Source organism: Microbacterium oxydans, from assembly GCF_000956525.1.
GTDB lineage: Bacteria > Actinomycetota > Actinomycetes > Actinomycetales > Microbacteriaceae > Microbacterium > Microbacterium oxydans_A.
The window spans coordinates 392,826-415,319 of the sequence record NZ_JYIW01000025.1; the positions used below are offsets into that span (position 1 = coordinate 392,826).

Annotated in this window: 24 protein-coding genes and 1 tRNA gene; 16 read left to right on the forward strand and 9 right to left on the reverse strand. The window is 68.4% G+C overall.

The annotated features are described in order from the left end of the window. The 4 genes from RS83_RS12180 to RS83_RS12195 form a co-directional block, all read right to left on the reverse strand. Positions 1-225, reverse strand: a complete 225-nt coding sequence (locus RS83_RS12180) for an acyl-CoA carboxylase subunit epsilon (RefSeq protein WP_045279768.1) — start codon at positions 223-225, stop codon at positions 1-3. After that, a complete protein-coding gene (locus RS83_RS12185; protein WP_419760983.1) occupies positions 222-1,811 on the reverse strand; it encodes an acyl-CoA carboxylase subunit beta in 1,590 nt (529 codons plus the stop codon). The genes RS83_RS12180 and RS83_RS12185 overlap by 4 nt, the downstream gene beginning before the upstream one ends. A gap of 103 nt (positions 1,812-1,914) precedes the next feature. Next, positions 1,915-2,916: a hypothetical protein gene (locus RS83_RS12190; protein ID WP_230114027.1), complete on the reverse strand. Its 1,002-nt coding sequence runs from the start codon at positions 2,914-2,916 to the stop codon at positions 1,915-1,917. A gap of 93 nt (positions 2,917-3,009) precedes the next feature. Then, entirely contained in the window at positions 3,010-3,702 is a 693-nt protein-coding gene (locus RS83_RS12195) for an NTP transferase domain-containing protein (RefSeq protein WP_045279770.1), read from the reverse strand. A gap of 271 nt (positions 3,703-3,973) precedes the next feature. Between RS83_RS12195 and RS83_RS19135 the strand changes: the two genes are divergently transcribed. Genes RS83_RS19135 through RS83_RS12215 form a run of 3 tightly spaced genes read left to right on the forward strand, consistent with a single transcriptional unit; the run spans position 3,974 to position 7,571 of the window. Continuing rightward, the gene (locus tag RS83_RS19135; RefSeq protein ID WP_231587778.1) at positions 3,974-5,722 is read left to right on the forward strand and encodes an ABC transporter ATP-binding protein; all 1,749 of its coding nucleotides are present in this window, start codon (positions 3,974-3,976) and stop codon (positions 5,720-5,722) included. Then, positions 5,698-7,263 (forward strand): hypothetical protein, encoded by a 1,566-nt coding sequence (locus RS83_RS12210; RefSeq protein ID WP_045279771.1) that lies wholly within the window; start codon positions 5,698-5,700, stop codon positions 7,261-7,263. Before RS83_RS19135 ends, RS83_RS12210 begins: the two co-directional genes overlap by 25 nt. Before the next feature lie 41 nt (positions 7,264-7,304). Next, positions 7,305-7,571 (forward strand): DUF3039 domain-containing protein, encoded by a 267-nt coding sequence (locus RS83_RS12215; RefSeq protein ID WP_045279772.1) that lies wholly within the window; start codon positions 7,305-7,307, stop codon positions 7,569-7,571. Positions 7,572-7,589: 18 nt separating this feature from the next. Here the strand turns inward: RS83_RS12215 and RS83_RS12220 are convergent, their stop codons facing one another. Then, complete coding sequence (locus tag RS83_RS12220) at positions 7,590-8,915, reverse strand: nicotinate phosphoribosyltransferase (RefSeq protein ID WP_045279773.1); 1,326 nt, start codon at positions 8,913-8,915, stop codon at positions 7,590-7,592. A gap of 62 nt (positions 8,916-8,977) precedes the next feature. Here RS83_RS12220 and murI point away from each other — a divergent pair, with 62 nt between their 5' ends. The 4 genes from murI (at position 8,978) to RS83_RS12240 (ending at position 12,240) form a co-directional block, all read left to right on the forward strand. Continuing rightward, positions 8,978-9,814, forward strand: a complete 837-nt coding sequence (murI, locus tag RS83_RS12225) for a glutamate racemase (RefSeq protein ID WP_045279774.1) — start codon at positions 8,978-8,980, stop codon at positions 9,812-9,814. A gap of 62 nt (positions 9,815-9,876) precedes the next feature. Beyond that, positions 9,877-10,614 (forward strand): ribonuclease PH, encoded by a 738-nt coding sequence (rph, locus tag RS83_RS12230; protein ID WP_045279775.1) that lies wholly within the window; start codon positions 9,877-9,879, stop codon positions 10,612-10,614. Next, positions 10,614-11,207 (forward strand): RdgB/HAM1 family non-canonical purine NTP pyrophosphatase, encoded by a 594-nt coding sequence (rdgB, locus tag RS83_RS12235; RefSeq protein WP_045279776.1) that lies wholly within the window; start codon positions 10,614-10,616, stop codon positions 11,205-11,207. Before rph ends, rdgB begins: the two co-directional genes overlap by 1 nt. A gap of 112 nt (positions 11,208-11,319) precedes the next feature. Continuing rightward, positions 11,320-12,240 (forward strand): cation diffusion facilitator family transporter, encoded by a 921-nt coding sequence (locus RS83_RS12240; RefSeq protein WP_045279777.1) that lies wholly within the window; start codon positions 11,320-11,322, stop codon positions 12,238-12,240. Between the two features lie 18 nt (positions 12,241-12,258). Here RS83_RS12240 and ligD read toward each other — a convergent pair whose 3' ends face one another. Continuing rightward, positions 12,259-14,214, reverse strand: a complete 1,956-nt coding sequence (gene ligD, locus RS83_RS12245) for a non-homologous end-joining DNA ligase (RefSeq protein WP_045279778.1) — start codon at positions 14,212-14,214, stop codon at positions 12,259-12,261. 91 nt (positions 14,215-14,305) lie between these two features. Between ligD and RS83_RS12250 the strand changes: the two genes are divergently transcribed. After that, complete coding sequence (locus tag RS83_RS12250; RefSeq protein ID WP_045279779.1) at positions 14,306-15,142, forward strand: Ku protein; 837 nt, start codon at positions 14,306-14,308, stop codon at positions 15,140-15,142. Positions 15,143-15,160: 18 nt separating this feature from the next. Here the strand turns inward: RS83_RS12250 and RS83_RS12255 are convergent, their stop codons facing one another. Together RS83_RS12255 and RS83_RS12260 are read right to left on the reverse strand one after the other, a co-directional pair. Next, positions 15,161-15,940, reverse strand: coding sequence for a DedA family protein (locus RS83_RS12255; protein ID WP_082071665.1), 780 nt, complete (start codon positions 15,938-15,940; stop codon positions 15,161-15,163). A 78-nt stretch (positions 15,941-16,018) separates the two neighbouring features. Further along, positions 16,019-16,100: transfer RNA gene (locus tag RS83_RS12260), tRNA-Leu, on the reverse strand. 136 nt (positions 16,101-16,236) lie between these two features. Between RS83_RS12260 and RS83_RS12265 the strand changes: the two genes are divergently transcribed. Genes RS83_RS12265 through RS83_RS12295 form a run of 7 tightly spaced genes read left to right on the forward strand, consistent with a single transcriptional unit; the run spans position 16,237 to position 20,687 of the window. After that, complete coding sequence (locus RS83_RS12265) at positions 16,237-17,439, forward strand: CpaF family protein (RefSeq protein WP_082071657.1); 1,203 nt, start codon at positions 16,237-16,239, stop codon at positions 17,437-17,439. After that, on the forward strand, positions 17,436-18,293 hold the full coding sequence (locus RS83_RS12270; RefSeq protein WP_045279780.1) for a type II secretion system F family protein: 858 nt from the start codon (positions 17,436-17,438) through the stop codon (positions 18,291-18,293). The genes RS83_RS12265 and RS83_RS12270 overlap by 4 nt, the downstream gene beginning before the upstream one ends. Continuing rightward, entirely contained in the window at positions 18,290-19,228 is a 939-nt protein-coding gene (locus RS83_RS12275; RefSeq protein ID WP_045279781.1) for a type II secretion system F family protein, read from the forward strand. The genes RS83_RS12270 and RS83_RS12275 overlap by 4 nt, the downstream gene beginning before the upstream one ends. Positions 19,229-19,248: 20 nt before the next feature. Then, positions 19,249-19,443 (forward strand): hypothetical protein, encoded by a 195-nt coding sequence (locus RS83_RS12280; protein ID WP_045279782.1) that lies wholly within the window; start codon positions 19,249-19,251, stop codon positions 19,441-19,443. After that, on the forward strand, positions 19,443-19,844 hold the full coding sequence (locus RS83_RS12285) for a TadE family protein (protein ID WP_045279783.1): 402 nt from the start codon (positions 19,443-19,445) through the stop codon (positions 19,842-19,844). The genes RS83_RS12280 and RS83_RS12285 overlap by 1 nt, the downstream gene beginning before the upstream one ends. Then, entirely contained in the window at positions 19,837-20,265 is a 429-nt protein-coding gene (locus tag RS83_RS12290; RefSeq protein WP_230114043.1) for a TadE family protein, read from the forward strand. Before RS83_RS12285 ends, RS83_RS12290 begins: the two co-directional genes overlap by 8 nt. Continuing rightward, positions 20,262-20,687 carry a hypothetical protein gene (locus RS83_RS12295; protein WP_197072120.1) on the forward strand — a complete coding sequence of 142 codons (426 nt, stop codon included), beginning with the start codon at positions 20,262-20,264 and terminating at the stop codon, positions 20,685-20,687. Before RS83_RS12290 ends, RS83_RS12295 begins: the two co-directional genes overlap by 4 nt. Positions 20,688-20,689: 2 nt before the next feature. On the opposite strand, the gene RS83_RS12300 is transcribed toward RS83_RS12295, so the two are convergent. Further along, the gene (locus tag RS83_RS12300) at positions 20,690-21,874 is read right to left on the reverse strand and encodes an MFS transporter (RefSeq protein WP_231587779.1); all 1,185 of its coding nucleotides are present in this window, start codon (positions 21,872-21,874) and stop codon (positions 20,690-20,692) included. Positions 21,875-21,930: 56 nt separating this feature from the next. Here RS83_RS12300 and RS83_RS12305 point away from each other — a divergent pair, with 56 nt between their 5' ends. Continuing rightward, positions 21,931-22,482: a Chromate resistance protein ChrB gene (locus RS83_RS12305; RefSeq protein WP_045279882.1), complete on the forward strand. Its 552-nt coding sequence runs from the start codon at positions 21,931-21,933 to the stop codon at positions 22,480-22,482. Positions 22,483-22,494: the final 12 nt, after the last annotated feature.

Here is a 22,494-nt window from a genome sequence, read left to right on the forward strand (position 1 = left end):
TCAGCCGGAGAACCGGCCCCAGGGGATGTCGCGGCGCAGCGGCGTGCGCAGCGGGCGCTGCATGCGCGTCCACGCCGACACCTGCGTCACCTCGGCGACGGCATCCGCTGCTTCCGTGGCATAGGCGTCGCTGACGACGGCGATGAGCGCCGCGAGCTCTTCATCGGTCGCGGAGCCCCGGACGATCTCGAGCGTCGGCGGCTGCTCGTCTGCCTGGTCGCTCACAGCGGGATGTTCCCGTGCTTCTTCGGTGGCAGCTCCGCACGCTTGCCGCGGAGCGAGCGCAGCGCCTTCGCGATCGAGACGCGGGTGTTCGCCGGCTCGATGATGCCGTCGAGCTCTCCGCGCTCTGCCGCGAGGAAGGGCGAGGCCACGTCGTACGTGTATTCGTTGGCGAGGCGCGTGCGGACGGCCGCGACGTCTTCGCCGGCCTCTTCGGCCTTCTTGATCTCGCCGCGGTACAGGATGTTGACCGCGCCCTGCCCGCCCATGACCGCGATCTCCGCGGTCGGCCAGGCGAGGTTGACGTCGGCGCCGAGCTGCTTGGAGCCCATCACGATGTAGGCGCCGCCGTACGCCTTGCGCAGGATGACGGTGACCAGCGGGACCGTCGCCTCGGCGTAGGCGTAGAGGAGCTTCGCGCCGCGACGGATGACGCCTTCCCACTCCTGATCCGTGCCGGGCAGGTAACCGGGCACGTCGACGAGCGTGACGATCGGGATCGAGAACGCATCGCAGAAGCGCACGAAGCGGCTGGCCTTCTCGCCGGCCTGGATGTTCAGGGTTCCGGCCATCTGCGACGGCTGGTTGGCGATGATCCCCACCGAGCGGCCTTCGATACGGCCGAAGCCGATCACGATGTTCGGCGCGAACAGCGGCTGCACTTCGAGGAAGTCGGCGTCGTCGACCACATGCTCGATGACCGTCTTGATGTCGTAGGGCTGGTTCGCGGAGTCCGGGATGATCGTGTTCAGCGTGCGATCGGCATCCGTCGTCTCGAACTCGAACACGCCCTCGTAGGACGGCAGCTCGGACATGTTGTTGTCAGGAAGGAAGCTGAGGAGCGTGCGCGCGTAGTCGAGCGCGTCGTCCTCGTCCTGCGCCAGGTAGTGCGCGACGCCGGAGCGGGTGTTGTGCGTGTGGGCGCCGCCGAGCTCTTCCATGCCGACGTCCTCGCCGGTCACGGTCTTGATGACATCTGGGCCGGTCACGAACATCTGGCTGGTCTTGTCGACCATGATCACGAAGTCGGTGAGCGCGGGGGAGTACACCGCGCCTCCCGCTGCAGGGCCCATGATGATCGAGATCTGCGGGATCACGCCGGATGCCCGGGTGTTCAGCCGGAAGATCTCGCCGTACTTGCCGAGGGCCACGACGCCCTCCTGGATGCGGGCTCCGCCGGAGTCGAGGATGCCGATACAGGGCATGCCGCCGGCGATGGCGAACTCCATGATCTTGATGATCTTCTCACCGGCGACCTCGCCGAGCGAGCCGCCGAAGGTCGAGAAGTCCTGCGAGTACACGGCGACGGTGCGTCCGTGGATGGTCCCGACGCCCGTGACGACCGAGTCGCCGTACGGGCGGGAGCGATCCATGCCGAACGCGGTCGTGCGGTGGCGCACGTACTCGTCGAATTCGACGAAGCTCCCCGGATCGACGAGCAGTTCGATGCGCTCGCGGGCGGTCATCTTGCCCTTGGCGTGCTGCTTCTCCTTCGCCTTCGCTTCCGCGTCGACGACGGCTTCGGTGTAGCGAGCGCGCAGATCCGCGATCTTGCCGGCGGTGGTAAAGAGGTCGGGCTTGTCCGTCACGGATTCCACCCTAGCGTCGCTGCGGCGCGGTCTGTTGGATGCTCGGCACAACGGGTCGCGCGATCCTTTGGCGACTCCGAGGAGACCGCGCCGTGTTGGAGGGTCAGCGCGTGCGGTCGGTGACGTCGTCGCCGATGCCCGACGGCAGCTCATGATCGCCCAGGGGTTCTGACGTGATCTCCGCGTGGTCGTCGTCCCCGCCGCGAGAACGACGCGTCGTCAAGGCGCCGACCTTGCGACCGGCCCACCCGACGCCACGGGCCGCGGTTCCGGCGGCACCAGCGATGGCGTTGCCTGCGTAGCGCGCGCCGCGCAGCATCTGCATCTCCATCTTCTCCGCGCCTGCGACCGGCTCCAGCTCCAGCGGGAGATCGACCGGCGGCGCGCCGAACGCCCGGTGCGAGGTCGTGAGCACGCGCCGACCGAGGATGTGGTTGCCGGCGCCGCCGATGGCCGCGCCGACGCCGAACGGGAGCGCCTTGCCGACGAACGATGCGCCGCCGCGCGCGGCGAACTGCTTCACGAACATGCTCTTCAGCTGGTCGACGAGTGGGCCGACCGCAGCACGAGGCAGCGACTTCGTCACGAGCTCGCCCCAGTACGACGAACGGTTGCCGCCGCGACCGGCGACCTGACCGGCGAGCTGGCCGACCAGGTCGACGCCCTCCTTGCCGAGCATCAGCGTCATGACCAATGCGCGGGCGCGGTCGGGATTCGCGATCGCGATGCCGTGCACCTCTGCGACGGACTGTGCGAAGAGCGCGGTCGACTCCACGAATCCGAGCGTCTCGACGCCGGAAAGGGCGAGGGTGATGCCGGTCCCGATGCCGGGCACCACGGCGGTCGCGCCGACGGCTGCACCACCTGTCGTGACGGCGGCGAGATAGCGCCGTTCGAGGATCCGCACGATCTCCGCCGGCGTCGCCTGCGGATTGCGGAGACGGATACTGCGGATGTGCGCGAGCACCAGTGGGCGCTGGATCGAGAGCACGCGGTCCAGGCCGCGCACCATCATCGGATGCTCCGGCGACCCAGTCGGGGGCACGCCCTTGTCCCACGGAGAATCGTCCGGGAGCGAGTGGATCTTGTGCACCTTGTCGGCCATGCACCGATCCTATGGATCCAGACCGCGAAAACGCCGGGAGCCGCATCCTCGAAAGGATGCGGCTCCCGGCGTGTCGATCAGGCAGGCCCGTGATCAGACGAAGAGGTTCGCGCGCTCCAGGTCTTCGGCGAAGTCGACCTCGACCGCGTACAGGTCGGAGACGTCCATCGGCTCGAGGAGGAGTCCGTCCTCGGCGATCGCGAGCTCGAGACCGCGCTCGAAGTAGTCCTGGTCCTCGACGCGCTGCAGCTGACGCATGAACGCCTTCTTGTTCGCAGAGGAGATGTAGTTGATGCCGACCGCCTCACCGAGGCCGCCCTTGACGGTCTTGGACAGCTCGTTGATGAAGCCTTCGGCCGTGACCGTGTACTTGACCTCTTCGTCGCTGACCTTGGAGGTGTTGACGGTGACGAACGACTGGTCGCGCTCGATGTATGCAGCCGCACGGCCGAGGATCATCGGGTCGAAGACGACATCGCCGTTCATCCAGAGGACGCCGCTCTTGCCGGTCGCGGCAAGTGCGCGAAGGAGGCTCTTGGAGGTGTTGGTCTCGTCGTAGCGCTCGTTGTGCACGTAGTTCGCGGTGGGGAAGGCGTCGATGATCGTCTCGGCGCGGTAGCCGACGACGGCCGTGATGCGGGCATCCGAGCCGAAGGCGGCGCGGATGTTGTCGTGCTGCTGGCGCATGATGGTGCGTCCGTCGCTCAGCTCGGTGAGCGGCTTCGGCAGGGCGCGGCCGAGGCGCGAGCCCATTCCGGCTGCGAGGATGACGGTCTGAAGAGTCACGAGTGCTCCTAAAAAGAAAGTGTGTTCAGGGCCGGTTCACCGGCCGGACACTTCTTCGTGCCGAGTTCATGCTAGCGATCTCCGCTGGGAAGCCCCGGGGGAGAGGCCCCCTGTTGCCATTTCGTGATCGAGTACACACCCAACACCCAGGGTCGGGCACGAGGCGCCATCCGGTCAAGAGAGAACGCTCAGATCGCGCAGTCTCAAACCCTGCACCGCCAATTGTCTTGTGGACCCTCGGCTTGTCCTCACCCCTTGATACCGTAGAACGGTGACTTCCTCCCCTGACGACCGCACCGACCAGGTGGACGACCCCGTGACCCCGACGCCCGACGCGAATGCCTCCACGGCGAAGAAGCCGCCCGTGAAGCGCAGCCCAGCGTCGACGACCAAGAAGCCTGCAGCGAAGACGACCGCTGCGGCACGGAAGACTTCGGCGCGCAAGGCTCCAGCGCGCAGCACGACCGCTGCGCGCAACGCCGCGAAGACTGCGGCCGAGTCGGCGGCGCCGTCGACGGATGTGGTGATCGAGCCCGTCCTGGCGCCGACTGTGACGACGCCAGCGCGCGCGTCCGCCGCGAAGACCACTGCAGCGAAGACCACGGCGGCGAAGACCACGGCGGCGAAATCCGCCACGGCGCGGACGACTGCGGCCAAGACCGCTGCTGCGAAGAAGAGCACCGCGGCGCCGACCGCCAAGAGCAGTGCAGCGACGACCAGCGCCGCGAAGACCGCTGCTGCCCGCAACACGGCGGCGAAGTCGACCGCGGCGAACGGCACGGTCGCGAAGTCCACGGCGGCGAAGACGGCGGCGGCCAAGTCGGCGGCTGCCAAATCGGCCGCCGCGAAGACCACCGCGCGCACGACCGCTGCTCGATCCGCTTCTGCCAAGACCTCAGCAGCACGGACGGCCGCCGCGAAGACGGCGGCCGCGAAGGCGGCGGCTGCGCAGGCAGCGGAGGAAGCCCGCGTGGCGGAGGAAGCCCGCGTGGCGGAACAGGCTCTCGCCACGACCGTGGTCGAAGATCAGACGGATGGCGTGGCGGATGTCCGCGCCGAGACGGGGGCGTCCGTGATCGAGTCGACCGACGAATCAGAGAAGGTCGTCCATGCCGCAGAGGCATCGGATGTGATCGCTGCTGACGTCGTCCTTCCGGTTGAGCCGGATGTGGAGGTCGAGTCCGAGGCGACGCCAGAGGGTGAAGCGTCCCCGAGCACTGCAGCGACGCGAGTCGTCGCCGAGGTCCGTGAGGGGTCGACCGCCGATGCGATCAGCATCCGTGGTCTCGTGAAGCACTTCGGCGATAATCATGCGGTCGACGGGATCGACCTCACGGTGCCGGCCGGTTCGTTCTACGGCATCGTCGGACCCAACGGTGCCGGAAAGACCACCACGCTGTCGATCGTCGCGGGTCTGCTCCGCGCCGACGCCGGCAGTGTCTCGATCTGCGGCATCGATCAGGCCGCACAGCCGCTCGCAGCCAAGCGGGTGATGGGCGTCCTGCCAGACCGCCTGCGCACCTTCGATCGCCTGACCGGCAGGCAGCTCCTCTACTACTACGGACTGCTCCGCGGGCTCGAGTCGAGTGTGATCGAGAAGCGCACGGCCGACCTGGCCAGAGCATTCGATCTCGGCGACGCCCTCAGCCGAGTGGTCTCCGACTACTCGGCCGGCATGACCAAGAAGATCATGCTCGCCGGCGCCATGATCCACTCGCCGCGGGTGCTCGTGCTCGATGAGCCCTTCGAGTCCGTCGACCCGGTGTCTTCCGCGGTGATCCTCGACATCCTCCGCGCATACGTCGCGCACGGCGGCACCGTGATCCTGTCGAGCCATGGCATGGATCTGGTCGAGCGCGTGTGCTCGCGGGTCGCGATCATCGTCGGCGGCGAAGTGCTCGCCGAGGGCACGATCGACGAGGTCCGTGCAGGTCAGACGCTCGAGGCTCGTTTCGTCGAGCTCTCCGGCGGTATCGGAGAGGTGGAGGGGCTCGAGTGGCTGCACATGTTCTCCGACTGAGGTTCGCACTCCTCATCGGGTCGTTGCGCGGCGAGCGTCGAGTTCGAACACTCATCACGCTTGCCGCGGTCATCGCGGTCACCGCCGCGGTCTGCATCGCCGTGCTCACGCTCGCCGATGCGCCGGTCGCAGCCGTACGCACCGTGGCAGTGTTGGGTGGTTCCGCGATCCTGCTCGGTTTCCTGGTCGGCCCGATCCTCGTGGGCACGATCGACCAGCTCGATCCTCGCCGGTTCGCGGTGTTCGGCGTCGACGAACGCCGGATGCCGTGGGTGCTCGTGCTCGCCTCCTTCGTGAGTGTGCCGAGTCTCGCGCTTCTCGCCGTGTACATCAGCGTGTGCATCGTCGCGATCCAGCACGGCACGCCGTGGCTGCCGGCGGTGCTGCTGACCATCGTCGGCGCGGTCAGCACCGCGCTGATCGCACGGATCGGAATGGCGCTCAACGCCCTCTTCCTCCCCGAGCGGCGCTCGCGCGAGCTCACGGCGGTGTTCGCGCTCGCGCTCATCGTCGTCGCGTTCCCCGTGGCAGTCTTCTTCGCCTCCCTCCGGTGGAATGGTCAGGTCCCCGCATCGCTCCAGTCGCTCACCGGCGTGTTCGGAGCGAGCCCGCTCGCGGCGGCTCCTGGCTTCCTCTTCGCCTCGGCCGCCGGTGACACCGCGGCCGCGTGGACCAGCGGAATCATCGCTGTCGTGACCCTGGTCGCGCTCGGCGCGCTGTGGGCGTGGCTGGTGCGACGGCTGCTCACGACGACCGAACGGCCCGTCACCGCGCGAGAGCGTACGGGGCTCGGCTGGTTCGGATTGCTGCCGTCGAACGCGTTCGGCGCGATCGCATCGCGCAGTCTCGTCTACTGGCTCCGCGACCGCCGCTACATCATGAACATCATCGTGGTGCCGGTGGCCGGGGTGCTGACGGTCTTCCCGCTGCTGGTCGCCGGCGTGCCGCTGGAGATCGCCGCGCTGATCCCGGTGCCGGTGATGGCGCTGTTCTTCGGCTGGCTGCCGCACAACGACGTCGCCTACGACTCGACCGCGCTCTGGACGCACGTCGCGAGCGGTGTGCGGGGAGTGCCGGACAGGCTCGGCCGCCTCGTGCCGGTGATCCTGGTCGCACTCCCGGTCCTCGCGATCGTGATTCCGCTCTCGCTGCTCACGACCTCCGACTGGCGCCTGCTGATGCCGCTGACCGGTCTCGCCGCGAGCCTCCTGTTCTCGGCACTCGGCATCTCGAGCATCGTCTCGGTGGTAGCGCCGTATGCGGTGTCCCGCCCTGGCGACAGCCCGTTCCAGCAACCGCAGCGTCCGACCTCGCGCGGCGCGTTCGGTCCGGCGGCAGCGTTCCTCGGCGCCATCATCGTGAGTGCCCCCGTCATCTGGCTCTTCGGTGCCACGATCGTCGAGGGCCCGCAGTACGCGGTGGTCACGTTCTGGCTCGGCATCGGCGTGGGGCTCGTCGTGCTCGCGGCTGGTGTGGCCCTCGGCGGCCGGATCTTCGAGCGCAGCGGCGAACGTCTGATGGAGTTCGTCGAGACGGCATGATCGAGCGCCCACGGGGCTGTCGGCGCGGCTAGACTTTCGGGATGAGTACTCCGCTGGACAGCCCCGATCAGGGCGGCGTGACAACGCTTGATCGCGAACTGGAAGAGCTTCTCCGCGAGGAGAACCTGGAGCCCGGGGACCACGAGCGCTTCTCGCATTACGTCAAGAAGGACAAGATCCTCGAGTCGGCGATCACGGGTAAGCCCGTCCGCGCACTCTGCGGCAAGAAGTGGACGCCGGGGCGCGACCCCGAGAAGTTCCCGATCTGCCCCACATGCAAGGAGATCTACGAGTCGATGATGAACTGACGGACCCCGTCCGTCCGTTCAGGCGATCTCGGTGTAGACCGTCGGGATCGCCGGGTCCGACTTGCTGAGCGCGAGCGCCCGCACCGGGAGTTCCTCGCGCACGCGGAGGTGATGCGCCCGGGCCGATGCCGTGCCGGCGGCACCTTCGTAGGACTCGTCGATGTCGCCTGCGTCCATGAACGTCACCTGCAGGGGCCGACCCTCGACGTGCTCGGCGGGCGCATCGAGCTGCTCGAAGCCGTCGGCGACCAGGATGGTCTCGGCGGTGGCGACACCGTCCTCGAGGGTGCGGAATGCGGCCTTGCGACCGCCGTGCGACGCCTTGTCGGTCGAGGCCTTCGCCACGCCGACCCAGGAGCCGTCGGAGTCCTGTCGGGCGACGAGCTTGTAGACCATGCTCGCCGTGGGATAGCCGGAACCGGTCACGACCGACGTGCCGACGCCGTAGGAATCGACGGGCGACGCCGCGAGCGCTGCGATCGCGTACTCGTCGAGGTCGCTGGTGACGGTGATGCGTGTGCCGGTCGCTCCGAGCTCGTCGAGTTGCGCGCGCACCTCAGCGGCCACGATCGGCAGGTCGCCGGAGTCGATGCGGACCCCGCCGAGCCCGGTGCCGGCGACGCGGATGGCCGTCTCGACACCCGTGCGGATGTCGTAGGTGTCGACGAGCAGCGTGGTGCCAGGCCCGAGACTGTCGATCTGAGCCTGGAACGCCTGTTCCTCGGTGTCGTGCAGCAGCGTCCATGAGTGCGCGGCGGTCCCCATGGTCGGGATGCCCCACCGGCGTCCGGCCTCGAGGTTGCTGGTCGCCTTGAACCCGGCGATGTACGCGGCGCGTGCCGCTGCGACGGCGGACTGCTCGGCAGCCCTGCGAGAACCCATCTCGGCAAGCGGCCGCTCACCGGCCGCGATGCTCATGCGGGACGCGGCGGTGGCGACGGCGGAGTCATGGTTGAGCACGCTCAACGCGAGCGTCTCGAGCACGACGGCATCTGCGAAGGAACCCTCCACCGTGAGGATCGGGGAACCGGGGAAGTACAGCTCGCCTTCGCGGTAGCCCTTGATCGACCCGGTGAAGCGGTACTTCTCGAGGGAGGTGAGGGAATCGGCATCCACGATGTCGTTGTCACGCAGGAAGCGCAGTTCGTCGTCTCCGAACCGGAAGTCGCGGATGAGGCTGAGCAGTCGGCCGGTGCCGGCGACGACGCCGAACCGGCGCCCGCCGGACAACCGGCGCGAGAACAGCTCGAAGACACTCGGACGAGACGCAGTGCCATCGCGGAGTGCGGCCGCGAGCATCGTGAGTTCGTAGCGATCGGTGAGCAGCGCCGTCGACGTGGTCATGCGCTCAGCTTAGTGAGCGTCGCGATGCATCAGCTGCTCGCACGCGACTAGGCTGGTGAGTCATGAACGACGCACCGATCGGGATCTTCGACTCAGGCGTCGGCGGACTCACGGTGGCCAGAGCCATCCGCGCTCAGCTGCCCCGCGAATCGTTCGTCTACATCGGCGACACAGCGCACTCGCCCTACGGGCCGAAGCCGATCGCGGACGTCCGCCGCTACTCGCTCGAGGTGCTCGACACCCTGGTCGATCAGGGTGTGAAGATGCTCGTGATCGCGTGCAACACGGCCTCAGCCGCGATGTTGCGAGACGCACGGGAGCGCTACGACATCCCGGTGGTCGAGGTCATCGGCCCGGCGGTGCGACGCGCGGTGTCCACGACGCGCAACGGTCGCGTCGGTGTGATCGGCACGGTCGGCACGATCGGCTCTCGCGCGTATCAGGACATGCTCGAGGTGAATGAGCGGCTGCAGGTGTTCACGGCTGCGTGCCCGCGATTCGTCGAGTTCGTCGAAGGTGGGATCACCGGCACGCCAGAGGTGCTCGAGGTGGCCGAGGAGTACCTCGCTCCGTTGCGGGAGGCGGAGGTCGACACGCTCGTGCTCGGCTGCACGCATTACCCGTTCCTGCGCGGCGCGATCAGCTACGTCATGGGGGACGGCGTGACGCTCGTCTCCAGCGACGACGAGACGGCGGGCGACGTCTATCGCCAGCTCGTCCGCGGCGACCTCCTGGCCCCGCCCGATGCTGTGGCGACCTACGTCTATGAGGCGACCGGCGACTCCACCGTGGAGTTCACCGCCCTCGCCAATCGCCTCATGGGCCGCGAGGTCCGTGACGTGCAGCTCGTGCAGACGGGCGTCATCACGCTTCCGCACGCCCTCCCTGAACCGCACTGACCCGACCCGCAGCTCAGCCGAGCGCTCACCCGAACGCTCACCCCCCCGAACGAAGGACTCCCATGACCGACATCGTCCGCGCAGACGGCCGCTCCACCGATCAGCTCCGCGAGATCACGATCGAGCGCGGCTGGAGTGCGCACGCCGAGGGCTCTGCCCTGATCAGCTTCGGCGGCACCAAGGTGCTGTGCACGGCATCGTTCACGAACGGCGTGCCGCGCTGGTTGACGGGCAAGGGCAAGGGCTGGGTCACTGCCGAGTACTCGATGCTGCCGCGTGCCACGAACAGCCGCAACGACCGCGAGAGCGTGAAGGGTCGCATCGGCGGTCGCACGCACGAGATCTCGCGCCTGATCGGCCGGGCCCTCCGCGCCGTGGTCGACACGAAGGCCCTGGGTGAGAACACGATCGTGATCGACTGTGATGTGCTGCAGGCCGATGGCGGCACGCGCACCGCTGCGATCACCGGCGCTTACGTCGCGCTCGCGGATGCGATCGAGTGGGGCCGCGAGAAGAAGTTCATCGGCCGCAATGCGACGCCGCTGCGCGACTCGGTCGCTGCCGTCTCGGTCGGCATCATCGACGGAGAGCCCATGCTCGATCTGGCATATGTCGAGGACGTGCGCGCCGAGACCGACATGAACATCGTCGTCACCGGTCGCGGACTGTTCGTCGAGGTGCAGGGCACCGCCGAAGGCGCGCCCTTCGATAAGCGCGAGCTCGATGCGCTGCTCGACCTGGGCGTCGCCGGCTGCGCGACGCTCAAGGATCACCAGCTGGCGGCGCTGGCAGGCGAGTGATGCAGGTCGTTCTCGCGACACACAATCCGCACAAGGTCGCGGAGTTCCAGCAGATCGTCGCCGCCACGCGTCCTGATCTCGAGGTCGTCGGCTACGACGGCCCTGAGCCCGTCGAAGACGGTGTCACCTTCGCGGAGAACGCGCTGATCAAGGCCCGCGCCGCAGCGGCCCATACCGGGCTCGCAGCCCTAGCCGACGACTCCGGCATCTGCGTGGATGTGCTCGGTGGATCACCCGGTGTGTTCTCGGCGTATTGGGCCGGGCAGAAGAAGGATGCCGCCGCGAACCTGGAACTGCTCCTCGACCAGCTCCACGACATCGCCGACCCGCACCGCGCCGCGCACTTCACCTCGACGATCGCGCTCGTGACACCCGACGGAGCCGAGCATGTGGTCGTCGGGGAATGGCCGGGACGGCTCGCGCACGCAGCCTCCGGCGGTGGTGGCTTCGGGTACGACCCGATCTTCATCCCGGACGGTCAGCCGGCTGACGAGGAACGCACGGTCGGCGACTTCACCGCAGAGGAGAAGCAGGCGCAGTCGCACCGTGCGAGGGCGTTCGCCGAGCTCGTGCCGTTGCTCAGCGCACTCTGATTCGACTGCTCGGCGGCGCTGCGGCATCCGCCTGCTGAGCCTGAGAATCGTTCCTGTTATCGACTAGCCGAAATCGCCCTTCACCGGGGGTTACCCGGTCTAGCCTTGAGGCATGCACGATCACGCTCCCGCCGCCGGCGGCATCCGCTCGGCGGGACATCGACGCCTCCTGACGATCTCGTTGTGCCTCACCGCGACGATCATGCTGGTGCAGGTGGTCGGAGCGCTCCTCACGGGATCGCTGGCGCTCCTCGCCGATGCGGCGCACATGTTCACCGATGCGTCCGCGCTCGTGATCGCACTGATCGCGGCGGCGGTCGCCGCACGTCCGGCCGATGATCGGCGCACCTTCGGGTACCAGCGCGCCGAGGTGTTCGGCGCGCTGATCAACGCCGTCATCCTGATCCTGCTCGCCAGCTGGGTGGGGTTCGAGGCCGTCACACGGCTGCTGAATCCGAGCGATGTCGAGGTGGCGGGGCCGCTCATGCTCGTGGTGGCCGTGATCGGTCTGCTGGCGAATGCCGTCTCGATGTGGCTGCTCAGCCGCGCGCAGCGCACGAGTATCAACGTCAGAGGCGCCTACCTCGAGGTCATGGGCGACCTGATCGGCTCGGCTGCGGTCATCGTCGCCGCGATCGTGATCGTCATGACCGGCTGGATGCCGGCCGATGCGATCGCCTCGATGTTCATCGCCATCATGATCATCCCTCGCGCGATCTCGCTGCTCCGTGAGGTGTTCTCGGTGCTGTCCGAAGCAGCACCGAAGGGAACGGCCGTCAGCGACATCCGTCAGCACCTGCTCGACTACGAGGGCGTGACCGGGGTGCACGACGTGCACGTCTGGCAGCTGACCCGCGGCGCACCGGTGTTCAGCGCGCACGTGAGCGTCGATCCGTCGCTGCTCGCCGACGGCGGTTCAGCGAAGCTGCTGTCGGAGATGCAGGCGTGCCTCGCCGACCATTTCGATGTCGAGCATTCGACCTTCCAGATCGAGCCGGCCGAGCAGTCCGACTGCGAGCCGCACCACGCCTGACGAGTCCCGAGGCTCGGATCAGGGCTCTCGCACGACCTCGTCTGGTGACTTGTCGGCGCGCAGCCCGCGCCATCGTGCATGGCGCAGCACGCCGTCAGGGGTCCAGTTGGCGAACTCGACCTCGCCGACGAGCTCCGGTCGGACCCAGAGCGCGTCTGAGGCGTCGAGCACCGGAACGCCGTCGAGGGGCGCGGCCTTGACGCGCAGCGGCTCGAGGCGCGTCTGCAGGTCGCGCAGCGTGCGCTCGCTGAAGCCGGTGCCCACCCGCCCGACATAGTGCAGTTCGCCGCCGGGCGTCTCTGCGACGGCGAGCAGCAGTGAGCCGATGGCGCCCTCCCGATCGCCCTTCCCCGGACGGATGCCCACGATCACGGCCTCCTGCATGCGGGTGTGCTTGATCTTCAGCCAGCCGGGGGAGCGGACGCCGGGTCGGTACCGTGAGTCCGGATCCTTCACGACCACGCCCTCGAGGCCGAACTCATCGCTCGCCGCGAGCGCGGCATCCAGGTCGTCGAACACCGGTGGGATGCGCACCGGCGCGTCGAGGTCGCCGGCGAGGTCCTGCAGCAGCGTGCGGCGCTGGCGCAGCGGCATGCCGGTCAGGTCGTGTCCGTCGAGTCGCAGCAGGTCGAACAGCAGGTACACGATCGGCGTGCGCACGACTTCGCGCTCGATCTCCCTCGGTCGGGTCAGGTGCATCCGGTTCTGCAGCAGCGAGAAGCTCGGTCGGCCGTGGGCGTCGAACGCCACGACCTCGCCGTCGACGATCGCGTCATCGACCGGAAGGAACGGGGCACCGTCGGCGGTGAGCTCGGGGTATCTGGCGGTGATGTCGGTGCCGCTGCGGGCATGCAGCTGCATCCGTCCATCGTTCCAGGTGCCCATCGCGCGGATGCCGTCCCACTTCACCTCCACCCATGACGGCGTGCTGAGGCTCCGCGCTCGCCCTGGCGTGCCGTGCTCAGCGAGCATCGGGGCGAGTGACGGCAGGGTGGCGCCCGGCGCCGGCGCTCCGCTCGGCCGCGGGCGGTGCGTCTTGGTCGGATGCGATGACGCCGTCGGCGGAGCGGCCGGGACGCTCGCGTCGGTCGTGTGCAGCGACACCAGCGGGTCGATGCCGGCTGCAGCGCGGGCGAGCACCTCGTCGAGATCGAGCTGGGCGAGGTCGGGGTCGTCGAGTTCCTCCCAGGTTCGGGGCGCCGCGACCCAGGGCTGTGCACGGCCCCGGAGCGAGTACGGGGAGATCGTGGTCTTCTTGCCGTTGTTCTGACTCCAGTCCAGGAAGACCTTGCCGCCGCGCACGGCTTTCGTCATGGTGGCCGTCGCGAGATCCGGATGCTCATTCTCGATCAGGCGGGCGATCTCCTTCACGACCGCGGATATCTCATCGCTCGTCTGCTCGCCCGGCAGGGAGGCGTAGAGGTGGATGCCCTTCGACCCGCTGGTCACCGGGAGCGGATCGAGCCCCATGTCGGTGAGGATGCCGCGTGCGATGCGAGCTACCGCGGCGCACTGCGCGAGGTCCACGCCGGGCCCGGGGTCGAGGTCGAGCACGAGGCGGTCGGGTCGGCCGGGAAGACCGTCCGGAGTGAAGCGCCACTGCGGTACATGCAGCTCGATCGCGGCGACCTGGGCGAGCCACACGAGCGTCGGCACGTCGTCGACCAGCGGATACTCCTTCGGGCCGTCGGAGTGCTGGATCGCCTGACGGGGGATCCACTCCGGAGCGCCGCGCTCGAGCTGCTTCGTGAAGAACGCGTCTGCCGGAGCATCCGCCGTCCCGACACCCTCGACCCAGCGCTTGCGGGTGACGGGGCGTCCGTCGAGCAGCGGCAGCAGGAGCGGGGCGATCGTGGAGTAGTAGGCGAAGATCTCGCCCTTCGTGGTGCCGCTGTCGGGGTAGACGACCTTGTCGAGGTTCGTGACACGCAGACGACGGCCGTCGACCCGCACGATCTGCTCGTCTGCCGCCATGACGCCAGGCTACTGTCCGCGACGCTGCAGCACGGGAAGGCACTGCGTCAAGGGCTGGTCGCGGAGGTCGCGGCTGGTGTTCACTGGTGTCATGAGGACGATCTGGAAGGGCGCACTGACCTTCGGGCTGGTGAACGTGCCGGTGAAGGTGTACTCCGCGACGGAGGATCACGACGTGCCGCTCCATCAGGTGCACGAGAAGGACGGCGGACGCATCCGCTATCAGCGCACCTGCGAGGTGTGCGGCGAGACGGTCGCCTACGCCGACATCGATCGGGCCTACGTCGACGAGGGGACCACCGTCGTGCTCACGAAGGAAGACCTCGATTCGCTCCCAGCGGAGAAGAGCCGTGAGATCGACGTCGTGGAGTTCGTGCCATCAGATCAGGTCGACCTGCTCACCCTCGACAAGCCGTACTACCTCGAGCCCGACTCCAAATCGCCGAAGGCCTATGTGCTGCTGCGCAAGACGCTCGAGCAGACCGACCGCACCGCGATCGTGCGCTTCACGCTGCGACAGAAGACCAGGCTCGCTGCGTTGCGGGTGCGTGGCAAGGTGCTCGTGCTGCAGACCCTGCTCTGGGCCGATGAGGTGCGCGAGGCGGACTTCCCTGCACTGCACGAGGACGTGCGCATCTCGAAGAAGGAGCTCGAGATGTCGGCCTCCCTCGTGGAGAGCTACTCGACCGACTTCGACCCGGAGGAGTTCGTCGACGAGTACCAGAAGGAGCTCCGCACGCTCATCGACGCGAAGATCGAGGCCGGCGACAGCTTCGACGTGTCCGAGACGTTCGCCGACGAGGATGCCGCACCCAAGGGCGGCGAGGTCATCGACCTCATGGAAGCCCTGCGAGCGAGCGTCGCACGGTCGAAGGAGAAGAAGACCTCGGAGGGCAAGAAGCCCGCGAAGGAGAAGAGCGCCGGCTGACGCGCTCCCCGACCGGCGTCAGTGCGTGCCGTCGCCGTCGAGGTCGGGAGCGCGGTCGAACACCTCGGCGTCGAGGACGAGCTCCTCGGCTTCGACAGCCCCGGTGGCGGCGTCTCCGCCGGCCGCCGCTGCTTCTTTCTTCGCCTTGTAGCGCTCCGAGAAGTAGTGCCACAGCGTGATGAGGGCCGTGCCGCCGACAGCAGCCAGGAGGATCAGGTCGATGTAGCTCTCGACGAACGCCGCGACGGGCGGGATGAAGCCGATCACGTAGCCGAACATCGTGAGCCCGAAGCCCCAGAGGATCGCGCCGATGAGGTTGTAGAGCGTGTACTTGCGCCACGGCATGTGGCCGACACCGGCGGCGACCGGAGCGAAGGTGCGCACGACGGGCACGAACCGGGCGAGGATGACGGTGATGCCGCCGAACCGCTCGAAGAACGCGTTCGTGCGTTCGACGTTCTTCTTGCTGAAGAGGCCCGATTCCTTGCGCTCGAAGATCGCGGGGCCGCCCTTGTGGCCGATCACGTAGCCGACCTCGCCACCGACGAACGCTGCGAGTCCGATCAGGAGTGCGACGATCCAGACGTTGATGCCGAAGACACCGTGCTCGGATGCTCCGATCGGGTGCGAGAGCAGGCCGGAGATCACCAGGAGCGTGTCACCAGGCAGGAGGAATCCGACCAGCAGGCCCGTCTCGGCGAAGACGATGAAGCACACGACCAGGAGCGCCCACGGACCCGCCGCACCGATGATCGTCTGGGGGTCGAGCCAGGGGATGAGTGCTGTCGGTGCGTGCATCATCGATTCGAACACTGAGGATTCCCGTCGGTCGTGACTGGTCGGCGGATTGCGGTGCGGATGCAGCAGCACCCGTCGTGCGGAAGGTGGGACTTGAACCCACACGCCCTGGGGCACAGGAACCTAAATCCTGCGTGTCTGCCAATTCCACCACTCCCGCGCGGTGGTCTCATTCTACTGACCGCCGGGTCAGGGATTCTGGGGATCGCCCCGCAGTTGCGCGGCCGACCTCTCGGAGGTCGCATGGCTGTGGATAACTTCCCCGCCGAGACTGCCGATCTTGCGAGGATGCTCGGGTGAATCCTTCCTCCGCTGCTGTCGCCGATCGTGTTCGTGTCCGGCTCCGGGCTGAACACACCGACCCGTCGACGTTGCCGGATGCCGCGCGGCGGGTGGCGTTGTCAGAAGTCCGTCGCCACAACGACATGGCGCTCGCACGTGGCGAGGAGCTGATCGACGACGAGGCGGCGTGCGTTCGCGACGTGCTGGCGACGGTCACGGGGTTCGGGGCGCTGCAGCCACTGCTCGACGATCCGGAGATCGAGGAGATCTGGATGAACGGGCCGGGGCAGGTGCACGTGGCCAGGGGTGGCGTCGCAGAGCTCGTGGATCTGCGGCTGACCGAGGGGACGCTGCGGGATCTGGTGGAGCGGATGCTGCAGTCCTCGGGGCGTCGCGTCGACATCAGCCAGCCCTTCGTGGATGCTTCGTTGCCGGACGGCTCCCGGTTGCACGTCGCGATCGCGGACGTCGTGCGGGGATCGTGGGCGGTGAACATCCGCAAGTTCCTCCCGAGATATCGCACGCTGGAAGCGTTGACCGAGCAGGGAACGTTGCCGGTGCAGATCGCGGCGATGCTGCGCGCGGCGATGCTGGACGGGCGAAGCGTCATCGTGTCCGGCGCGACGCATGCAGGCAAGACGACGCTGCTCGGCGCGCTGCTGCAGGCCTGCGCGCACCAGCAGCGGATCATCACCGTGGAGGAGACGTTCGAGCTCGCTGTCGAGGGGCCGGATGTGGTCGCCCTGCAGGGGCGGCAGGCGAGCATCGAGGGCAGCGGCGAGATCACGCTCCGACGACTCGTGAAGGAAGCCCTGCGGATGCGTCCCGATCGGCTCGTCGTCGGCGAGGTCCGCGATGCGGAGGCGCTCGACCTCGTGCTCGCGCTGAACACCGGGGTGCCGGGCGCGGGCACGGTGCACGCGAACTCGGCCTCCGAGGCACTCCACAAGCTCGCGATGCTTCCTCTGCTCGCCGGGCGGAACATCGACAGAGCCTTCATCGCGCCGGCGCTCGCGTCGGCTGTCGGGCTCGTCGTGCACTGCACCCGCGAAGCGAGCGGTGCGAGGCGCGTGCAGGAAGTGATCGTCCCGACCGGACAGATCGTCGATGGGCGCATCGCCACGCGGGTGCTCTACTCCGCTGCGCTCTCGGTGGTCGGAGAAGGAACCGATGCCCCGGTCCGCGTGCGCCGCCGCTCGGATGGAATGGCATCGTGAGAGTGCTCCTCGGTGCCCTCCTCGCGGCCGGGGTGCTGCTGAGCGTGTCGCCGTGGGTGTGGCCGCGTGCTGCACGCGGACCACGGGTCGAGCGTCGAGGTCCGCTCGCGCGCCTCCGCGAAGAGGCTGGCCTCGGATCGCTCACGCAGCGTGCGCTGCTGAGCGTGATCGTGGCAGCTGCGCTCGGTGCGGCATCCCTCGTCTGGCTCTTCACCGGCCTCCCCGTGCTGGCCGTGCTGGCTGCGCTCGCCGGAGGATCAGCGCCCGTGATGTTCCTCCGCGGGAGAAGGGTGCGGCTGCGCCGTGTCCGCCGGCAGCTGTGGCCCGACGTGTGCGATCTGCTGGTCGCCTCCATCCGTGTCGGGCTCTCGCTGCCGGACGCGGTCGCTGGTCTGGGAGCGTCGGCGCCGACCGCGCTGCGCCCGGCGTTCGTGGTGTTCGCTCGCGACCTGCAGGCGACCGGGCGCTTCGAGTCGAGCCTCGACCGGCTCAAGAGCACCCTCGCTGATCCGATCGGCGACCGCATCATCGAGACCCTCCGCATGGCGCGGCAGGTCGGTGGAACCGAGCTCACCGCAGTGCTGCGTGCACTCTCGGCGTCGGTGCGAGCGGATGCCGCACTGCGCGGCGAGGTCGAGGCGCGGCAGTCCTGGATCCGCGGGGCCGCCGTGCTCGGTGCCGTGGCGCCGTGGGTCATCCTCGGCCTGCTCGTCATGCGACCGGAGGGTGCGGCGGCATACGGCACGCCCGAAGGGGTGCTGGTGATCTGCATCGGTGCGGTGATCTCGGTGGTCGCCTTCCGCATCATGATCCGGATCGGGCGACTGAGCGAACCGCGGCGGTGGTTCGGATGAACGTGATCTCGGCCGCGGCGACCGCGGTGCTCATGGGTGGGATCTTCGCTGGCGGAGTGCTGCTCATGCTCGCAGCCGTCCCCTCGTGGAGGGCAGCCTCATTGGTCTCGCGGATCGCCCCGTACGTGCGTGATGTCGTGCCGGATGAGCGGCTGCCAGAGGGATTGCTCCCGAGCGCCGGGGTGCTGCCGTCGACGGTCATCGCACCGTGGCGCTGGGCGAAGTCGGCATACGAGCGGGCGGTCGGCGGGGGAGAAGCACTCCGGCTCCGGCTGGCGCAGGCGGGGTCACGGACCGAGCCGTCGACATTCTGTGCCCGGCAGCTCGGCTGGATACTCGCCGGCATCGGGTCGGGGGCTGCGCTGGTCATCGTGTTGGTGCTCGCCGGCCAGATGACGCCGCCGATCGTGTTGGTCCCGGTCCTCGCGGGTGGCATCGCCGCGGCCGTGTACGACATGCAGCTGTCTGCGAGAGTCGCGTCGCGACGAGCCCGGCTCGCTGATGAGCTGCCGACGATGCTCGAGTTCCTCTCACTGTGCCTGTCGGCGGGCGAAGGCCTGCTCGACTCGCTGCGACGGGTGACCGGCGTCGGCTCGGGAGATCTCGTCGGTGAGTTGCGGCACGTGGTGCTCGCTGTCGGTACGGGTTCTCCGCTCGCCGACGCTCTCGGTGAGCTGGCTGCGAGGGTGCAGCTCCCCGGCCTCACGCGCGCCGTCGATCAGGTCGTCGCGGCGTTGGAGCGCGGGGCGCCGCTCGCCGGCGTGCTGCATGCCCAGGCCGGCGACGCCCGCGAGGACGCCAAACGCACGCTGATCGAGCAAGCCGGGCGCAAGGAGATCCTGATGCTCCTGCCCCTCGTGTTCCTGATCCTCCCTCTCTCCGTGCTGTTCGCGATCTATCCCGGACTCTTCATCCTGCGCCTCGGCATCATCTGAGCGCCAACGAAAGGAACGACATGACATCACTGCTCCGACCCCGCGAGATCGCTGCCTGGACCCGATCGCTCGTGGACGACGAGGCAGGCGACGTGCCCGGCTGGGTGCTCGTGACGCTGATGACCGCCGGGCTCGTCGTCCTCATCTGGGCGGTTGCCGGCCCCGCCCTCTCGGCGTTGTTCGAGCAGGCGATCCAGCGGGTGTCGGGACTCTGATGCGTGCGCCGCTGCCACTCAGGGACGAACGAGGGTCGAGCCCCGTCGAGTTCCTGCTGGTCGGCACGCTGCTCACCATCCTCACCCTTGCCGTGCTGCAGCTCGCCTTCGCCGTCTACGTCCGCAACGTGGTGCACGACGCTGCCGTGGAGGGCGCCTACCACGCGGCGCTCGCCGATACCGGACTCGACGAGGGGGCGGAGCGCACGCGAACCGTGATCACGCGTGCTGTGGGTCCGAGCTATGCAGAAGAGATCACTGTCGGAAGGTCGACCCGGTTCGGCTCCCCGACGATCGATGTGCGAGTGCGAACGACGCTGCCGGTGATCGGACTCCTCGGAATACCCCGAGCCTGGGAGGTGGAAGCGCATGCGCCGGAGGAGACCCTGGGGGATGGATGATGAGGGCTCGGCGGCGCTCGAGTTCATCACGGTCGGTGTGATCCTGCTGGTGCCGCTCGTCTACCTGGTCATCGTGCTCGGAGCCGTGCAGGAGCAGGCGTTCGGCGTCGAGGCTGCCGCACGACACGCGGCGCGATCGATCGCGATGGCGCCGGATGCCGAGATCGCGGCATCGCGGAGCGATGCGGTGCTGGACGGCGTGATCGACGAGTACGGGATGGATGCTGGTGCGGTGCAGACCGGCGTCTCCTGCGCGCCCGCTGGCGCCGCGTGTCCCGCTGCCGGGACGACCGTGATCGTGACGGTCAGCACACGTGTGCGGCTTCCCTTCGTGCCTGCGGTGTTCGGCCTCGACAGGGCGTTGTCGATTCCGGTGGAGGCGTCTGCGTCGCAGAAGGTGTCGCGGATGTGGGGCGGATGACGGTGCGCGAGGTGACCCGGGATGGTGAGGAGGGCAGCGTGCTTCTGCTCATCCTCGGATACGCGTTGCTCGCCCTGGCGGTGCTGTTCGTGTGCGTGTGTGCGACCGACCTCTACCTCGCCCAGAAGCGCATCGACGCGCTCGCCGACGCGGCAGCGCTCGCCGGAGCCGATGGCTTCACGCTGGTCGCCGACGATGAGAACGTGCGTGCCGAGCTGACCGATGACGGCGTTCGCGCCCAGGCCGAGGCGCTGTGGTCGGTGCTGCCCCGCGACGCAGTGCTCGTCTCGGCGGACACTCCGGACGGCGTCTCGGCGCGTGTCACGGTCGCGACCCAGTGGGTGCCGCCGCTCATCGCACCGTTCGTCCCAGACGGCGTGCGGTTGGAGTCGACGGCGACGAGCCGCACCGCGCTGCAGTGATGTCAGTGTGATCCGTCGGTCCGTGGCCGGTCGCCACGGATCGCGAGCCCCCGGCTCAGCAGCCCGGCTCCGGCGGTCAGCCCTGCGAGCGCCAGCAGCCCGAACGGCACCGCGGTCGCGGTCGCGACGGCACCGACCAGCAGCGGACCGGCAGCGTCACCGACCTCTCGGCCGAGCTCCGCGCTGCCCATCGTCCGGCCCATCCGCTCTGGCGCAGTGGCCGCAGCGAGGTGCGAGAACGCCAGCGGAGTGACGACTCCGAGCATGGCACCGATCATCGCGGCTGCGAGGAACAGTGTCACCGGGTGGGGGAGCGCGGCGAGCAGCACGAGTGCGGACGTGGCCAGGAGCAGACCCCACGTGCTGCCGGCTGCGGTGCTCAGGCGTCCGCGATCCCTCGCCGCGCCGACCATCGGCTGGAGCACGGACGAGACCAGTGCGACGAGGGCGACGGCGACTGCACCGACGACCGGGTGCAGCTCCATTCGGGTGGCGAGGAGGGGAAGGAAGCCGACCGCGACCCCGAGCACCGCGGTGCTCGTCGCGAGCACCAGCGTCGGGATGAGGAAGGAACGGTCCCAGAGCTGCATCCACAGATCGCTGAGCGTGCTCCGCTGCTTCGGAAGCGGAGGCAGCGAGGGCACGAGTACCAGCGTGAGCAGGGCCGCGCCGACAGCCAGAACGGCGAGCGTCCCGTAGACCCAGGCGATGCCGTAGACGTGAGCGACGAGGATTCCGATGATCGGGCCGAGCAGATACCCCATGCTCTTCCAGGCGCCGTATCGACCGAAGTAGCGGCCGAGACGTTCCTGCCCGGCGAGGCGTGCCACTGCGGACGATGAGGCGGGCGAGAACGCGGATGCCGCCGCACCCTGCCCGAGCCGGATCAACGCCAGGGCGAGTGGCGTCGCGATGAAGGTCGCGATGGCGGAGGCGACTGCGAAGGCGAGCAACCCTCCGACGATCACGGGTCGGACGCCGATTCGATCGCTGAGCGCACCGAAGATCGGCTTCAGGACCACCTCTGCGATGTCGTACAGGGCCAGCACGAGTCCGAACGAGAGCAGGGTGAGCCCGATGTCGTCGGACTCGGCGCCGAGGACTGATGCGACGCCGTGCGCCCCGAACGCAGTCGTGAATCCGGCGAGGTAGAGCGGAACGAGCGCTGCCCGTGTCGAAGTTGTCACGATTGCGAGTGTAACGAGTGTTACATCTGCGGATGAGCGTCTGGTACATTCGCGGAATGTCGTCCTCGCAGCGCTGGCTGATGGTCATCGTCCAGCTTCCGGCTTCACCGTCGAGGCATCGTGTCGCCGTCTGGCGCGAGCTGCGACGGAGCGGCGCGGTTCCGCTCTCCCCTGGCACCTGGGTGCTGCCATCGACCGTCACAGGGCATGCCGCCGTCGAGCAGGCGCGAGTCCTGGTCGCCAAGGGCGAAGGGACGGCAGCGACGTTCGAGATCGATCCCACCGATGATGCGACCGAGGTCTATGTCGCCGGAATCTTCGAGCAGGCGCGACGGGATGAGTGGGCCGAATTCATGTCGGAGTGCGCGAAGTTCAAGACCGAGATCGCGAAGGAGATCGCGATCGAGAAGTTCACGCTCGCCGAGCTCGACGAGGAGGAGCAGAGCCTCGCCCGGCTTCGGCGCTGGCGTCGCGATCTGATGAAGCGCGATACGCGTGGCTCCGAGTCTGCAGAGCAAGCCGCGCGCGAACTGCAGACCTGCGAGGACGACCTCGAGGCGTACGCAGAACTCGTCTACGCGGCCGTGCACGTCGAGGATCGCCCGTAGCGAGACCGGCTC

Excerpts from the sequence above, each read along its gene's own strand:
- RS83_RS12190 (WP_230114027.1), bottom strand. The coding sequence starts at position 2,916 with ATGGCCGACAAGGTGCACAAGATCCACTCGCTCCCGGACGATTCTCCG.
- RS83_RS12215 (WP_045279772.1), top strand. The coding sequence starts at position 7,305 with ATGAGTACTCCGCTGGACAGCCCCGATCAGGGCGGCGTGACAACGCTT.
- RS83_RS12220 (WP_045279773.1), bottom strand. The coding sequence starts at position 8,915 with ATGACCACGTCGACGGCGCTGCTCACCGATCGCTACGAACTCACGATG.
- murI (WP_045279774.1), top strand. The coding sequence starts at position 8,978 with ATGAACGACGCACCGATCGGGATCTTCGACTCAGGCGTCGGCGGACTC.
- rph (WP_045279775.1), top strand. The coding sequence starts at position 9,877 with ATGACCGACATCGTCCGCGCAGACGGCCGCTCCACCGATCAGCTCCGC.
- rdgB (WP_045279776.1), top strand. The coding sequence starts at position 10,614 with ATGCAGGTCGTTCTCGCGACACACAATCCGCACAAGGTCGCGGAGTTC.
- RS83_RS12240 (WP_045279777.1), top strand. The coding sequence starts at position 11,320 with ATGCACGATCACGCTCCCGCCGCCGGCGGCATCCGCTCGGCGGGACAT.
- ligD (WP_045279778.1), bottom strand. The coding sequence starts at position 14,214 with ATGGCGGCAGACGAGCAGATCGTGCGGGTCGACGGCCGTCGTCTGCGT.
- RS83_RS12250 (WP_045279779.1), top strand. The coding sequence starts at position 14,306 with ATGAGGACGATCTGGAAGGGCGCACTGACCTTCGGGCTGGTGAACGTG.
- RS83_RS12255 (WP_082071665.1), bottom strand. The coding sequence starts at position 15,940 with ATGCACGCACCGACAGCACTCATCCCCTGGCTCGACCCCCAGACGATC.
- RS83_RS12275 (WP_045279781.1), top strand. The coding sequence starts at position 18,290 with ATGAACGTGATCTCGGCCGCGGCGACCGCGGTGCTCATGGGTGGGATC.
- RS83_RS12280 (WP_045279782.1), top strand. The coding sequence starts at position 19,249 with ATGACATCACTGCTCCGACCCCGCGAGATCGCTGCCTGGACCCGATCG.
- RS83_RS12285 (WP_045279783.1), top strand. The coding sequence starts at position 19,443 with ATGCGTGCGCCGCTGCCACTCAGGGACGAACGAGGGTCGAGCCCCGTC.
- RS83_RS12290 (WP_230114043.1), top strand. The coding sequence starts at position 19,837 with ATGGATGATGAGGGCTCGGCGGCGCTCGAGTTCATCACGGTCGGTGTG.
- RS83_RS12295 (WP_197072120.1), top strand. The coding sequence starts at position 20,262 with ATGACGGTGCGCGAGGTGACCCGGGATGGTGAGGAGGGCAGCGTGCTT.
- RS83_RS12305 (WP_045279882.1), top strand. The coding sequence starts at position 21,931 with ATGTCGTCCTCGCAGCGCTGGCTGATGGTCATCGTCCAGCTTCCGGCT.